13 protein-coding genes are annotated in these 13,536 nt (G+C 67.5%); 7 read left to right on the forward strand and 6 right to left on the reverse strand.

Translation table 11 applies throughout. The annotated features are described in order from the left end of the window. The first annotated feature begins 2 nt into the window (after positions 1-2). Positions 3-698 (forward strand): urea ABC transporter ATP-binding subunit UrtE, encoded by a 696-nt coding sequence (gene urtE / locus OJF58_RS15165; RefSeq protein ID WP_300778529.1) that lies wholly within the window; start codon positions 3-5, stop codon positions 696-698. 243 nt (positions 699-941) lie between these two features. Here urtE and OJF58_RS15170 read toward each other — a convergent pair whose 3' ends face one another. After that, on the reverse strand, positions 942-2,606 hold the full coding sequence (locus OJF58_RS15170; protein WP_300778530.1) for an amidohydrolase family protein: 1,665 nt from the start codon (positions 2,604-2,606) through the stop codon (positions 942-944). A gap of 108 nt (positions 2,607-2,714) precedes the next feature. Between OJF58_RS15170 and OJF58_RS15175 the strand changes: the two genes are divergently transcribed. The 5 genes from OJF58_RS15175 to OJF58_RS15195 all read left to right on the forward strand — a co-directional run bounded on the left by OJF58_RS15175 (position 2,715) and on the right by OJF58_RS15195 (position 7,559). Continuing rightward, complete coding sequence (locus OJF58_RS15175; RefSeq protein WP_300778531.1) at positions 2,715-3,857, forward strand: NADH:flavin oxidoreductase/NADH oxidase; 1,143 nt, start codon at positions 2,715-2,717, stop codon at positions 3,855-3,857. Further along, positions 3,854-5,068, forward strand: coding sequence for a CoA transferase (locus OJF58_RS15180; protein ID WP_300778532.1), 1,215 nt, complete (start codon positions 3,854-3,856; stop codon positions 5,066-5,068). Before OJF58_RS15175 ends, OJF58_RS15180 begins: the two co-directional genes overlap by 4 nt. Next, a complete protein-coding gene (locus OJF58_RS15185; RefSeq protein WP_300778533.1) occupies positions 5,052-6,236 on the forward strand; it encodes a 3-hydroxybenzoate 6-monooxygenase in 1,185 nt (394 codons plus the stop codon). Before OJF58_RS15180 ends, OJF58_RS15185 begins: the two co-directional genes overlap by 17 nt. A 64-nt stretch (positions 6,237-6,300) precedes the next feature. Beyond that, positions 6,301-7,218, forward strand: coding sequence for an alpha/beta hydrolase (locus OJF58_RS15190; RefSeq protein ID WP_300778534.1), 918 nt, complete (start codon positions 6,301-6,303; stop codon positions 7,216-7,218). Continuing rightward, complete coding sequence (locus tag OJF58_RS15195) at positions 7,215-7,559, forward strand: antibiotic biosynthesis monooxygenase (RefSeq protein WP_300778535.1); 345 nt, start codon at positions 7,215-7,217, stop codon at positions 7,557-7,559. Before OJF58_RS15190 ends, OJF58_RS15195 begins: the two co-directional genes overlap by 4 nt. A gap of 180 nt (positions 7,560-7,739) precedes the next feature. Here the strand turns inward: OJF58_RS15195 and OJF58_RS15200 are convergent, their stop codons facing one another. The 3 genes from OJF58_RS15200 to OJF58_RS15210 all read right to left on the reverse strand — a co-directional run bounded on the left by OJF58_RS15200 (position 7,740) and on the right by OJF58_RS15210 (position 10,916). After that, positions 7,740-9,113, reverse strand: a complete 1,374-nt coding sequence (locus OJF58_RS15200; RefSeq protein ID WP_300778536.1) for an IS1380 family transposase — start codon at positions 9,111-9,113, stop codon at positions 7,740-7,742. A gap of 95 nt (positions 9,114-9,208) precedes the next feature. Beyond that, a complete protein-coding gene (locus OJF58_RS15205) occupies positions 9,209-10,354 on the reverse strand; it encodes a hypothetical protein (protein WP_300778537.1) in 1,146 nt (381 codons plus the stop codon). 85 nt (positions 10,355-10,439) lie between these two features. Next, positions 10,440-10,916 (reverse strand): DoxX family protein, encoded by a 477-nt coding sequence (locus tag OJF58_RS15210; protein ID WP_300778538.1) that lies wholly within the window; start codon positions 10,914-10,916, stop codon positions 10,440-10,442. Between the two features lie 136 nt (positions 10,917-11,052). On the opposite strand from OJF58_RS15210, the gene OJF58_RS15215 reads away from it, so the two are divergent. Beyond that, complete coding sequence (locus OJF58_RS15215; RefSeq protein ID WP_300778539.1) at positions 11,053-12,078, forward strand: NAD-dependent epimerase/dehydratase family protein; 1,026 nt, start codon at positions 11,053-11,055, stop codon at positions 12,076-12,078. 18 nt (positions 12,079-12,096) lie between these two features. Here OJF58_RS15215 and OJF58_RS15220 read toward each other — a convergent pair whose 3' ends face one another. Beyond that, positions 12,097-12,855, reverse strand: coding sequence for an SDR family oxidoreductase (locus tag OJF58_RS15220; protein ID WP_300778540.1), 759 nt, complete (start codon positions 12,853-12,855; stop codon positions 12,097-12,099). Beyond that, a complete protein-coding gene (locus tag OJF58_RS15225) occupies positions 12,852-13,535 on the reverse strand; it encodes an amino acid ABC transporter permease (protein WP_300778541.1) in 684 nt (227 codons plus the stop codon). Before OJF58_RS15225 ends, OJF58_RS15220 begins: the two co-directional genes overlap by 4 nt. Position 13,536: the final 1 nt, after the last annotated feature.

Genomic DNA, 13,536 nt, shown 5'->3' on the forward strand with positions numbered 1-13,536 from the left:
CGGTGCTCGCCGTTCGGAACGTCGACCTGTTCTACGGTGCCGCCCAGGCGCTGCGCTCGGTGTCGCTGGCGGCGGCCGTCGGTCGCGTGACCTGCCTGCTGGGCCGCAACGGCGTCGGAAAGACGAGCCTGCTGCGCGCCATCGTCGGCCTGCAGCCCGTCGCTTCAGGCTCGATATCGGTCGATGGCCAGGACGTTTCGCGACTCCCGCCGTTCGAGCGCGCTCGGCGCGGCGTCGCCCTGGTGCCGCAAGGTCGCGAGATCTTCCCGCTGCTCACGGTGAAGGAGAACCTGGAGACGGGCTTCGCGCCGCTCGAACGCGACCTGCGCAAGGTGCCGGACGAGGTCTTCGAGCTTTTCCCGGTGCTGCAGGGCATGCTGCATCGCCGGGGCGGCGACCTCTCGGGCGGTCAGCAGCAGCAGCTTGCCATCGGCCGCGCGCTCGCCATGCGGCCCAGGCTGCTGGTGCTGGACGAGCCCACCGAGGGCGTCCAGCCCTCGGTCATCAAGGATATCGGCCGCGCCATCGCCTTCCTGCGTCAGCGCGGCGGCATGGCCATCCTGCTGGTGGAGCAGTATCTCGAGTTCGCCCAGGAGCTTGCCGACGATTTCGCCGTCATGGATCGCGGCGAGATCGTGCTGTCAGGCACCCGCGAGACCTTCGACGCCGACGCCGTTCGCCGCCACATGACGGTCTGACTGCGCTACTGGAGGTCGTCACCGGCAGCGTGACCCTCGAAAATGAAACGGGTGCCTTAGATCGCAACAGGTTGTGTCATCCCGAGCGGAGCGAGGGATCTTTGGCTGGCGCCGATAAAGGATCCCTCGCATTTGCTCGGGATGACACGATACTGGGCGTCTGCTCTTGTTTCTCGTTAGTAGCGCGCTCCTCTGACCGCTCATCGGAGCGCGCCACTCCGGTGGCGCTCATACGCCTCGAGGCTATCGAGCCCGCACGAGCCGTCCCGGCCGCTCGCCGGTCAGCTCGTCGTCATGCACTGTCTCGACGCCGGCGACGAAGGTATGACGATAACCCGAGGCGCACTGGATCAGGCGGCGGCCGCCAGCGGGGAGGTCGTAGACGACCTCGGGCCGCTCGAGCTGCAGGGCATCGAAGTCGATCACGTTGATGTCGGCCTTGCAGCCCGGCGCCAGCAGCCCGCGATCGTGCAGGCCGTAGGCTTCGGCCGTGCCGCGGGTTTGCTTGGCGACCAGGAATTCCAGCGGCAGGGTCGGCCCGCGCTTGCGGTCGCGGCCCCACAGCGTGAGCAGCGAGGTCGGCGAGGAGGCGTCGCAGATGACACCGACATGCGCGCCGCCGTCAGCCACGCCCAGGACCGTCGCAGAATCGGTGATCATCTCGTGCACCACGTCGAGGCTGCCATAGGCGTAATTCTCGAAGGGCAACATCAGCAAGCCTTTGCCTTCCTGCGCCATCAGCACATCGAGCGCGACCGCCTGCGGCGTACGGCCGGTGCGCTGCGCGACCGCCGCCACCGAGTTCCGCGCCTCCGGCTCATAGTCCGGCCGGTCGCCGACCGGGAACATCTTGTGGAATGACTCTCCCATGAAGGCTGGTCCGGCGCCGCCGCTGCGTGGCTCGAGCAGGCGTGTGCGCAGCGCCGCGTCGCCGGCCAGGCGGGCGTAGCGTTCGGTCGGGGCGAAGTCGCGCAGCTCGCGCCACACGGGATGGGCGACGAAAGGATTGACCGTCGTCTCGAGGCCCATGATCACGCCGATCGGCCGCGAGCCGACCTGCGCATTGGCGGCCCGGCCGGCGCGCCGCACGCTGTGAACCTGGTCCAGCGTCTCACGCCAGAGCTTGGGTTGCGCATCGACCTGCACCAGCAGGACGGAGAGCGGCCGGCCGGCGAGCGCCGCCGCGGCGCTGAGCGCCTCGAACTCGCCGGGCCCGAAGTCGGAATTGACCTGCAGGACGCCACGGCCTGCCCGCTTCATTCCCTCGGCCAGCGCGAGCAGCTCGGCCTCGCGCGCCGAAAGTGACGGCGTGAAGCGGCCGTCGCGCGCCTTGTGCTTGGTGGTGCGCGAGGTGGTGACGCCGAGTGCGCCCGCCTGCAGCGCTTCGGCGGTGAGCCGCGTCATCTCCTCCCGCTCGCGCTCGCCCGGCGCTTCGGCATGATCGGCGCCGCGCTCGCCCATGACATAGAAGCGCAGCGCACCATGCGGGAGCTGCGCCGCCACGTCGACCGCGCGCGGCATCGCCTCCAGCGCATCGAGATATTGCGGAAAGGATTCCCAGTCGAACTTGACGCCCTCGCTCAGCACGGTGCCGGGAATGTCCTCGACGCCCTCCATCAGGTTGATGAGATAGGCCGACTTGCCGCGCCGCACCGGCGCGAAGCCCACGCCGCAATTGCCGAACACCGTCGTCGTGACGCCGTGCCAGGAGGAAGGTGTGACGAACGGATCCCAGGTCGCCTGACCATCGTAGTGGGTGTGGATGTCGACGAAGCCCGGTGCGACGATCAGCCCGCCGGCATCGATCTCGCGCTTGCCGGCGCCGAGCTTCGGCCCAACGGCGGCGACTCGGCCGCCCTGCACTGCAACATCGGCGATCCGGCGCGGCGCGCCCGAGCCATCGATCACGGTTCCGTTTCGGATGACGAGGTCATGCATGGCGCAAGGATAGGCCGAGGCCACGGGCCCGGTCTATGTTCTGCGGCCCGCGAGCCATCCCATTGGGGAGAACGACCCTTGCAAAGACCGCTGCTCTTCACGCCCCTCAAGCTACGGAGCGTCACCGCACCCAACCGCGCCGTCGTTTCGCCCATGGTCCAGTATCGGGCTGTCAATGGACAGGTGAACGACTACCATCTGGTCCACCTCGGCAAATTCGCGTTGGGCGGTTTCGGCATCGTCTTCACCGAGAACTGCGCCGTCGAGCCGCGGGGACGCGTGACGCAAGGCGATCTCGGGATGTGGGACGACAGCCAGATCGAAAGCCATCGTCGACTGACTCGGTTCCTGAAGCAGGAAGGGGCGCTCGCCGCCACCCAGATCACCCATTCCGGCCGCAAGGGCTCGACGCCACGCTCGTTCGACAGGCCGGGCCAGCTCGGGCCGGAGGGCGCCGGCTGGCAGCGCTGGCAGGTCGTCGGTCCGTCGGAACTGCCGGCTGGCGAGGGCTACCCAACACCCAAACAGCTTTCCGAGGCAGAAATCGACGACATCGTGCGGAAGTTCGGTGAAGCCGCCAGGCGGGCCGATGTGGCCGGCTACGACGTGATCGAGGTCCATGGCGCGCACGGCTATCTGCTGGCGCAGTTCCTCTCGCCCGTCAGCAACAAGCGCAACGACCAGTATGGCGGCGACCGCGCCGGCCGCATGCGCTTTCCGCTCGCCGTGGCGCGCGCCGTGCGCGCCAACTGGCCGGAGCACAAGCCGATGTTCATCCGTGTGTCGGCAGTCGATGGCGCCGGCGGCTGGGACGTCGAGGACTCGGTCGCTTATGCCAGGGAGCTGAAGGCGCTGGGCGTCGACGTGGTCGACACCTCGTCGGGCGGCCTGACAGGGCTTTCGACGGCGCTGCCGGTGAAGCGCACGCCAGGCTTTCAGGTGCCGTTCGCCGCCGCCATCAAGCGCGGCGCCGGCATTTCCACCATGGCGGTCGGCCTCATCCTCGACGGCCCGCAGGCCGAGGCTATCCTGCAGGCGGGCGACGCCGACCTGATCGCGATCGGTCGCCAGGCGCTTTACGATCCGTTCTGGGCGCTGCACGCGGCGCAGGAGCTGGGCTGCGACGCGAGCTTCGAGATGTGGAACCCCGAATACGGCTGGTGGCTGGAGAAGCGGAAGAACAATCTTCCGGACAGGAAGATGGCGGGAAGCGCATCATGACCGGCATCCTCGCAGGCCTGCGTATCGTCGAGGGCTCGGCCTTCATCGCGGCCCCTTTGGGCGGCATGACATTGGCCCAGCTCGGCGCCGACGTGATCCGCTTCGACGACATCCGTGGCGGGCTCGACAGCGACCGTTGGCCGGTGACCAAGGACGGCCGGTCGCTCTATTGGGCGGGGCTGAACAAGGGCAAGCGCTCGATCGCGGTCGATCTGCGCAATCCGAAAGGTCGCGAGCTGCTGACGGCGCTGATCACGGCGCCGGGCGAAGGGGCAGGCATCTTCACCACCAACATGCCGGCGCGCGGCTGGCTATCCTACGACGAGCTCCGGAAGAAGCGGGCCGATCTAATTGCGCTCAACATCATGGGCACGCGCGATGGCGCGGCGCAGGTCGACTACACCGTGAACGCAATCACCGGCTTTCCGATGGTGACAGGGCCTGCGAACCATCGAGGCCCGGTCAATGCGGTGGCGCCGCCTTGGGATCTCGCGACCGCCTATGCCGGGGCCATGGCCTTGCTTGCCGCCGAACGGCATCGCCGGCTGACCGGGCAGGGTCAGCGCATCGTGCTGCCACTGCAGGACATGGCGCTCGCCGCGACCTCGGCGCTCGGATATCTCGGCGAGGCCGCCATCAATGACGTCGACCGCCCGCGGCTGGGCAACGAAATCTTCGGCACCTTCGGCCGCGACTTTCGCACGAAAGATGGCAAGTACGTCGTGATCTGCATCTTCTCCGACCGCCATGTCGATGCGCTGGCCAAGGCCGGCGGCTTCGCGAGGGCTTTTGCCGCGGTCGAGAAGGAGAAGGGCGTTGATCTCAAGACCGATGCCGGTCGCTGGACCGCGCGCGCCGAACTCTGCGCGATTATCGAACCGTGGGTGGCGGCACACACGGCGGGTGAAGTCGGAGCGGTGCTCAAGGAGGCTGGCGCGCTGTGGGCGCCGTACATGACCTTCCGCGAGCTGCTGCAGGACAAGGACGCCGTGCACGACAATCCGCTTTTCACCGTGATCGACCAACCGGGCATCGGCCGCTATCCGGTGGCCGCCACGCCGCTGCAGTTCGGTGCGGCGCCGCGCGATGCGCCACGGCCGGCGCCGCTGCTCGGCCAGCACACCGACGAGATCCTGTCCGGCATCCTGGGCCTTCCCGCCCACGAGATCGCCCGCCTGCACGACGAGAAGATCGTTGCCGGACCGCGATAGGATTCTCATCGCCGGCGGCGGCATCGGCGGGCTGGCGGCGGCGCTGGCGCTGGCGCAAAAGGGCGTCGCGTCGCTGGTCCTTGAGAAGGCGTCGCAACTGGGCGAGATCGGCGCCGGCATCCAGCTCGGGCCCAACGCCTTCCACTGCTTCGATCGTCTGGGCGTCGGCGGGGCGGCACGCGCCATGGCGGTCTACATCGACCAGCTCCGATTGATGGATGCGATGGCCGACGGCGAGATCATGCATATCGATCTCGGCGATGCTTTCCGCAGGCGCTTTGGAAATCCCTACGCTGTCGTGCATCGCGGTGACCTGCATGGCGTGCTGCTCGAGGGCTGCCGCGAGCATCCGCTGATCGAGCTCAGCGTCAGCAGCGAGGTCACGGGCTACGACCAGGACAGCCGGACAGTCACGGCGCGGCTCGGCAACGGCGAAACCGTGATCGGTGCGGCGCTGATCGGCGCTGATGGCCTGTGGTCGAACGTGCGGCGGCAGGTGGTGGGCGACGGCGCGCCGCGCGTCTCGGGCCATACAACCTACCGATCGGTGATCCCGACCGAGCGGATGCCGGAGGACCTGCGCTGGAATGCGGCGACGCTCTGGGCCGGCCCGAAGTGCCACATCGTCCATTATCCGCTGTCGGGCTGGAAGGTGTTCAACCTCGTCGTCACCTATCACAACGACGCGCCCGAGCCGGTGGCCGGCAAGCCGGTGCCAGTGGAGGAGGTCCGGCGCGGCTTCGCGCATGTCTGCGATCGCGCCCAGAACATCATTCGTCACGGCACCGACTGGAGGATGTGGGTGCTGTGCGATCGCGAGCCGGTCGGCAACTGGGTCGACGGCCGGGTGGCGCTGCTGGGCGACGCCGCGCATCCGATGCTGCAGTACATGGCGCAGGGCGCCTGCATGGCGATGGAGGATGCCGTGTGCCTTGCCGATTCGCTGGCCCGCGATCCGACTGATCTGCCGGCCGGCCTCGCGCTCTATCGCGACCGCCGTCTGCTGCGGACGGCACGTGTGCAGCTCACCTCGCGCGCGATCGGCGATCACGTCTATCATCCGGACGGTCCGCACGCGGCGCTGCGCAATGCGGTGATGAGCGCCAAGAGCCAGGCCGAATGGCTGAACGTCCTCGACTGGCTCTATGGCGGCAACGGCCTCGACTGATCCGCGGGACTCTCTTCGGTCAGCACCGAAATGACGGCCGGCCAGGAGCGCCTATCTCCCGGTCATGATCCAACAGACCTTCCGTATACCCGCGACAGCCGCCTGCCCGTCGCTGTTCGTCCGCCGCCAGCCCAAGCCGGGTGCGCCGGTGGTACTGTACGTCCATGGCGCGACGTTCCCGTCAGCGCTCTCGGTCGGTTTCGACTTCGGCGACGGCTCCTGGCTCGACGACTGGAATGCGCGTGGCTTCGACGCCTGGGCCTTCGACTTCGCGGGCTTCGGCGAGAGCGGCCGCTATCCCGAGATGGCCGAGCCGGCCGATCGCCATCCGCCGCTCGGCCGAACGGCGCATGCGGCGGTGCAGATCGCGTCGGTGCTGGCGTTGATCCGCCGCGAGACCGGTCGGCAGCGGGTGTCGCTGGTCGCCCATTCCTGGGGCAGCATGCCGGCGGGCCTTGCGACCACCGCCGAGCCCCATGCGGTCGATCAGCTCGTCCTGTTCGCCCCGATCGCGCGGCGGGACGGCGAGGGTGGGCCAGCGACGCTGCCCGCCTGGGGTGAGGTCGGCAACGAGGCGCAACATGCGCGTTTCGTCGAGGACGTGCCCGCCGGCCATCCGCCGGTGCTGGTCGCCTTCGACCGCTGGGCGCCGGCCTATCTCGCGAGCGATCCTGATGCTGCGACGCGCACGCCGCCTGCGGTCCGTATTCCCAACGGCCCTCGCGCCGACAATGTCGCGGCCTGGCATGGAAGATTGGCCTGGGAACTGGCGAGGCTCGCGCGACCCGTCGCCGTCGTGCGCGGCGCCTGGGATTCGCTTTGTCGCGATCACGATGCAGCGATGATCCTCGATGCCGCGACAGCCGCGCCCTTCCGTCGCGACATCAAGCTGGAGGCGGGAACGCATCTGATGCATCTCGAAACCGGTCGTCGCGCACTTTATGAAGCGGTGGGCCGCAGCCTGGAGGGAGAAGCACCATGATCGCCGTGATTTTCGAGGTCTGGCCGGCCGACGGCCGCAAGCAGGCCTATCTCGACATTGCCGCCGCGCTCAGGCCGGAGTTGGAGAAGATCGACGGCTTCCTGAGCATCGAACGTTTCCAGAGCCTCACGGAGGAAGGGAAGATCCTCTCGCTCTCCTTCTGGCGCGACGAGGAGGCGGTGAAGGCCTGGCGTACGCTCGAGGCCCACCGCCAGGCGCAACGGGCCGGCCGCAACGGCGTCTTCCGTGACTACCGCCTGCGTGTGGCGCATGTCGCCCGGGACTACGGCATGAACGAACGCGCCGGGGCGCCAGCCGATTCGCGCGAGAAGCACGGATAGGGCGGCGCTAGCCCGGATTTCTCAAACCATCATCTCTGACGTCATGATCGGCGGGCAGTCGAAGATGGTGGCCCGCGTGGATGCGGCGAAGAGGGAGCGGGCGTGAACGCGGGCGAGCGGCAACACGCCGCGGGCTGCGACGCTATCTGGGCGAATGTGGCCTATGCGCTGTCTGGGTCGTCAGCGGGCGGCGGCAGCGAGTGAGATCCAGGCCTGCTTGAAGGAGCGCTGGTTGGGCCAGGCCGAGGCCATGGCGAGCCTGATGCGTCGCACGCTGATGGTGATCAGCGCCCCGATCTTGAGCAGCGCCAGGCGGATCGAGCCGCAGCTCGCCTGGGCGAAGCGGGTGTGCCTGAGCCCGATGCGGCGCAAGGCGCAGAGCAGCACATAAGCCATCGAGGCAAACCACAGGCGCAGCTGGTTGGCGCACATGGTGGCGGCCGAGGTACGGTCGGCGAACAGCTCGCCCTGGCACTCCTTGAGGCGGTTCTCCATGTCGCCGCGCGCGCAGTACAGCTTCTCGTAGATCGCCCGGGCCTTGCCGCCCTTCAGCGAGGTCACCACGAAGCGCGGGTTGGCCTCGCCGTGCGTCCATTCCGCCTTGGCGATGACCCGTCGCCTGCTGCTCCAGCTGTCGCGCGTCGACCACAGGAAGTCCTTGAAGCGGCGGGCCGGCCGACCGGTCCGCCGGCTTTCGGCCTGGGCGGCCGCCAACTCGGCCTCGATCTCGCCCGCCAGCCGAACGTTGCGCGCCAGGCCGAAGAGGTAGTCCACCCCGTTGGCCTCGCACCAGGCCATCAGCGACTCGCGAGCGAAGCCCGAATCGGCCCGCAGCAGGATTTGCACCCGTGGCCAGTGTCGGCGGAGCTGCGCCACGATCCGCGCCACCTCCTCCGCCGCCCCCGCCGAGGCATCGATGTTGGAGCGTCGCAGCTTGGCCGCCAGCAGATGACGGCCGCAGAAGATGTAGAGCGGCAGGTAGCAATAGCCGTCGTAGTAGCCGTGGAAAAACCGCCCCTCCTGCTCACCGTGCAGCGGATCGTCGGTGGCGTCCAGGTCGAGCACGATCTGCGACGGCGCCCGCTTGTGCGCCTCCACAAACACCGCCACGAACAGCCGCTCGATCGCCGCCGGGTCGTGGTCGATCTTGTGGTACAGCGAGCGCCCAGGCCCGCTCAGTTCCAGCCGGTTCAGCGTGCTCTTGCCGGCCACCGGCGCGCAGTCCCGGCGGCGCGCCGTGAGCTTGCCCGCCAGCACCGCAAACAGCCGATCGTGGCGCAGATGGTCGTGGTCGTTGAGGTCCTCGTAGCCCAGCGCCAGCCCGTACACCCGCTGCCCCACCAGCGTCCGCACCGCGTGCTCGACCAGCGACGGGTCTCGAAAGTCCCTAAAGCAGCCGGCTAACCGATCGATCAGTCCGAGCGCCCGATCCGTCGCTCCCAGCAACAGCCCGCCGGCGTCCGGTGTGATCGACCCGCCGTCGAACGACGCAACCACCGCCCGCCTTTCAACAGGTGCAAATCCAAACAAATCCGCAATACACTCTGTCGGCATCGGAGCGGCTTCCTTTCTCGGATAAAGTCGTTGTCGCAAAACAACTTTCTCAGAGTCAGCCCTCCGATGCACCTCTCTCCTTTGAGATATCCGGGCTAGCCGACCCAGGCCGTCGCGACCGCACGATAGGCCGGCTTTTCGGCCTGTTGCTCGACCGGATAGGCGGCATCCTTTGGCCACCACCAGCCTCGGGGATCCCAAACGGGGTACCTGGTTTCGGCGCGGTAGTTCTGCGAAGGCCGCGCCCAGTTGCGGTCGGGGCCGAAACGCAGCAGGCCGAAGGAGCGTTCGGCGCCCTGTTCCCAGGGGCGTTCCTCGTTCAGGAACACGCAGGCGCCGAGCATCGATCCGTCGCCGCCACCCGGCTTCGATGCCTCGATCTGCTCCGCCAGCCACTGTGCCTGTCGGGTTTCTCCGCCGGCCTGCTCGATGCTCGAACCGAGTTCGGTGAACATTGTCGGCGGGATCGGAATGCCATGCTGCTGCCAGTAGGCTGGAAGGCGGTGCGCGACATAGTCGCGGATGTCGCGCCCGGGATTCTGCGGATTGGTGGCGAAGAGGATGCGCTCGCGCCAGAACGAGGCGGGATCGTATGGGCCGATCTGGTCACGCCGAAGCAAGGCATCGCGCACGTCCTTCAGGGCCCAGGCGCCTTCGATGCCGTCTTTCAGGGCAAAAGAAGTGCTGACCACGACCGGAAGACGATTCTCGTCGATCACGCCGTGCGCCTTTTCCCAGTCGGCGATCCAGCCCATGACGGTGACCACGTGCTCCGCGTTGCGGTCGAAGTTCAGCTCGTACTCGTTGAAGATCTTCCACATGCCTGCGCCCGGCACCGGCGCCCTTGCGTCATTCTGGCCATGGATCTCCTCCACGATGCACTCGACATGGCGACGGGCGGCCTCTGTCTTGCCCTGGCTCAAGAGATTCAGGGTGTAGTTGCTGATGGGGATCGTGGCCGTCATGCCAAGCTCGTGGCAGGCTTGCAGGAAGCCCACATGTTCGAGAAGGCGGCGATCCTCCGCGGAGGCATCCCTCTGGCCCATCGGTGGCGCCCAGTCGTAGCAATGGATGAAATTGACGCCCAATCGTTCGCGGAAACGGCGCAGGTCGGCGCGCCCTGGACGCCCGCCGGCAGGGCTCACCGGCCCCCACAGTTCCGCGAAGATATTGTTGTAGAAGTCCGACGTCTCATAGAGCCCAGGTGCTCCCGTCGGTCGGTAGTCGCTGGGCGCGGGCATGTAGGCCAGACCACGGATGGTGGCAACATTGAAGTGCCTGCATCGTTCCAGTGCCGTCATATCCACCATAACGACAGTGGCGAGATCAGGCTCCGTACTCGGCCGTCGGCTTGCCGGGCCTGAAGGTCTTGAGCACGAGGTGATCCAGCGACACCGGTCCAGGACCGGCGATCGCCAGCCAGGCGAACATCACGAAGTAGGAGACCTCCTCGAAGCCGAGGAAAGTCTCCAGCGAGTCGATCTGGTCGGCCTTGGCGGAGATGATGGCAACCACCATCACGATCATCAGCGGAACGGCGGCGAAGCGCGTCAGCAGCCCGACCAGCAGCAACAAGCCGCCCACGAACTCGACACAAGAAGCAAAGGGCGCCATGACCTCGGGCGCCGGAATGCCCCATTCGCGGAAGTTCTGGATCATGCGCGGCAGGATCTGCAGCTTCTCCCAGCCGCTCCACAGGAATACCCAGCCCACGGTGATGCGCGCCGCAAGCGGCGCCAGCCAGGTGAAGTAACTCGCGAAGACGCGCGACCAGTCGTAGAAGATCGTCATGAAGGCGTTCATGGGTTGCTCCCCGTCGCTCTTCCGGAACGACTAGCGCCTTTCGCCATCACCGCGCACAAAACAAATCGTGAAGGCCGTGTTGGTTGGCCGGAATTTTCATGTCACCGTCGCCGGGCACGGCAGGGAGATTCCCGTCATGGAAGAACGCCGTCTCGTCCTGGTCACCGGCGGGTCGGGCTATATTGCCGGCTTCTGCATCGCACGCCTGATGCGGGAAGGCTGGCGGGTCCGTGCCACAGTACGTTCCCTGCGACGCAGCGAAGCGGTACGGGCGAGCTTGTCGACGCTCGTCCGGTCGTCCAGCGGCCTGTCCTTCGTGGCCGCCGACCTCGATCGCGACGCCGGCTGGGCCGACGCCGCGGCCGGTTGCGATCATGTCCTGCATATCGCCTCGCCTCTGCCTTCCGGCCGGACGAGCGAGGAGGAGCTTGTCCGTCCGGCCCGCGACGGCGCCTTGCGCGTCCTGGCGGCGGCACAGGCGGCCGGCGTGAAACGTGTCGTGATGACCTCGTCGATCGCCGCCGTCGCCTATGGCCGCGGCCTGCGCCGCGGGCCGTTCACGGAGGCCGATTGGACCGACGAGACCAATCTCGCCGACACCTCGGCCTACGAGCGGTCGAAGACCATTGCCGAACGCGCCGCCTGGACGTGGGTGACGGAGCGGGGCGGAAACCTCGAGCTGGCGACGATCAATCCCGGCCTGGTGCTGGGACCGCTGCTCAGCCGTGACTACGCGATCTCGATCGACGTGGTGAAAAGGCTGCTCGACGGCTCGTTGCCGGGCTTGCCGGCGTTCGGCTGGCCGCTGGTGGATGTGCGCGACATCGCCGACCTGCATCTGCGCGCCATGACCGACCCGAAAGCCGCAGGCGAGCGCTTCATTGCGGCCGGCTCGTTCTACTGGATGGCCGACGTCGCCCGTACACTCCGCAGCCGGCGACCGGAGCTTGCGAAGCGCGTGCCGACGCGGCGCCTGCCCGACTGGCTGCTGAAGCTCGCCGGCTTTGTCGAGCCGATGCTGCGCGACCGCCTGTTCGAGCTCGGCAAGAAGCGGACGTTCTCCAGCGACAAGGCCCGGGCGCTGCTCGGCTGGTCGCCGCGTCCCAACGACGAGACGATCGTCGATACCGCCGACAGCCTCGCCGCGCTCGAGATCATCTGACGGTCGGCAGGGCCGCCCTCAGCTCGCCATCCAGCCGCCATCGACCATCAGGTTCTCGCCGGTGATGAAGGTCGCCTCGTCCGACGCCAGGAAGAGGGCGGCATTGGCCACGTCCTCGGGGCGGCCGAGGCGCGGCAGCGGCGTGCGCGCATGGCTGTACTCGATCCAGCGCGGCTCGACGGCGCGGCCGCCCTTGCCGGTCAGGATCTTCCCCGGCGCGACGGCATTGCAGACGATGTTGTCCTTGCCGTAGTCGGCGGCGATCTGGCGCGTGAGATAGACGACGGCCGACTTGGAGACGCCATAGGAGCAATCGCCGGGCGCGGCGATCATGCCATGCTGGGACGAGATGTTGACGATGCGCCCGCGCACCTCGTTGCGGACCTCCTGCCCCAGCATCCGGCGCACGGCGGCGCGGCACATCAGGAACACGCCGGTTACATTCACGGCCATCACACGGTTCCATTCCTCGAGGCTCGTGTCGGTGAGCGTCTTGCCGACGCGGACGACGGCATCGTTGATCACGATATCCAGCCGGCCGGTCGGCTGGGCCGCGCGGCGCACCGCCTCCTCGACGTCGGCCTCCTTCGACACATCGCCCTGGAAGAACGGCGCTCCCAGGATCCTGTGCGTCGGCTCGCCGCCTTCGACAACCTCCTCGGTGATGTCCATCAGCAGCAGGGTCGCGCCTTCGGCATGGAACTTCCGAGCTATGGCCCGGCCGATGCCCGAGGAGGCGCCGGTGATCAGCGCTGTCTTGCCCTTCAGTCGCTTCATCTCTGCCTCATCAGCATGTCGCGCTCGAGCTTCGCCACCCAGCGCGCGAAGGGCCAGAGCAGGACGAAGAAGATCACCGCTGCGGCGGTGAGGGGCGTGGGGTTGTAGGTCTGCTCCTGCGCGACGCGGGCCGAGCGCAGCAGTTCGGGCAGGGCGACCAGCGAGGCAATCGAGGTCGTCTTCACGAGCTCCAGCGAATTGGAGGCGAGCGGCGCCAGCACGCGCGCGATCGCCTGCGGCAGGACCACCAGGAAGACAATCTGCAGCGGATGCAGACCGAGCGCCCGCGCGGCCTCGCGCTGGCCGGTCGGCACCGACTCGATGCCGGCTCGGAAGATCTCGCCATAGTAGCCCGAGTTGTTGAGTGTGAGCGCCAATACGCAGGCGGGGAAGGACGGCAGCTTCAGGCCGAGGAAAGGCAGGCCGTAGAAGATCAGGATCAGCAGGACCAGCACCGGGAAGGAGCGGAACAAATCGATCCAGATCAGCAGCAGAACGTTCAGGACCTTGTTGTGGAAGCTGTAGACGATGGCGATCATGAGGCCGACCAGGATCGCAAGCGGCAGCGTCACCGCGGCAAGAAGAGCGGTAAGCTGCAGGCCCTGCCACAGAAGAGGCCAGATGCGCATGAGGCTCGGCCAGTCGGCGAAGTTGTCGAGGAAGAGCTGCAGCGCATCCATG

Origin of the sequence: Enhydrobacter sp. (genome assembly GCF_030246845.1) — a bacterium.
Lineage (GTDB): Bacteria > Pseudomonadota > Alphaproteobacteria > Reyranellales > Reyranellaceae > Reyranella.

Excerpts from the sequence above, each read along its gene's own strand:
- OJF58_RS15205 (WP_300778537.1), bottom strand. The coding sequence starts at position 10,354 with ATGCCCGCGCCCAGCGACTACCGACCGACGGGAGCACCTGGGCTCTAT.
- OJF58_RS15190 (WP_300778534.1), top strand. The coding sequence starts at position 6,301 with ATGATCCAACAGACCTTCCGTATACCCGCGACAGCCGCCTGCCCGTCG.
- OJF58_RS15195 (WP_300778535.1), top strand. The coding sequence starts at position 7,215 with ATGATCGCCGTGATTTTCGAGGTCTGGCCGGCCGACGGCCGCAAGCAG.
- OJF58_RS15180 (WP_300778532.1), top strand. The coding sequence starts at position 3,854 with ATGACCGGCATCCTCGCAGGCCTGCGTATCGTCGAGGGCTCGGCCTTC.
- OJF58_RS15215 (WP_300778539.1), top strand. The coding sequence starts at position 11,053 with ATGGAAGAACGCCGTCTCGTCCTGGTCACCGGCGGGTCGGGCTATATT.
- OJF58_RS15225 (WP_300778541.1), bottom strand. The coding sequence starts at position 13,535 with ATGGATGCGCTGCAGCTCTTCCTCGACAACTTCGCCGACTGGCCGAGC.
- OJF58_RS15200 (WP_300778536.1), bottom strand. The coding sequence starts at position 9,113 with ATGCCGACAGAGTGTATTGCGGATTTGTTTGGATTTGCACCTGTTGAA.
- OJF58_RS15220 (WP_300778540.1), bottom strand. The coding sequence starts at position 12,855 with ATGAAGCGACTGAAGGGCAAGACAGCGCTGATCACCGGCGCCTCCTCG.
- OJF58_RS15210 (WP_300778538.1), bottom strand. The coding sequence starts at position 10,916 with ATGAACGCCTTCATGACGATCTTCTACGACTGGTCGCGCGTCTTCGCG.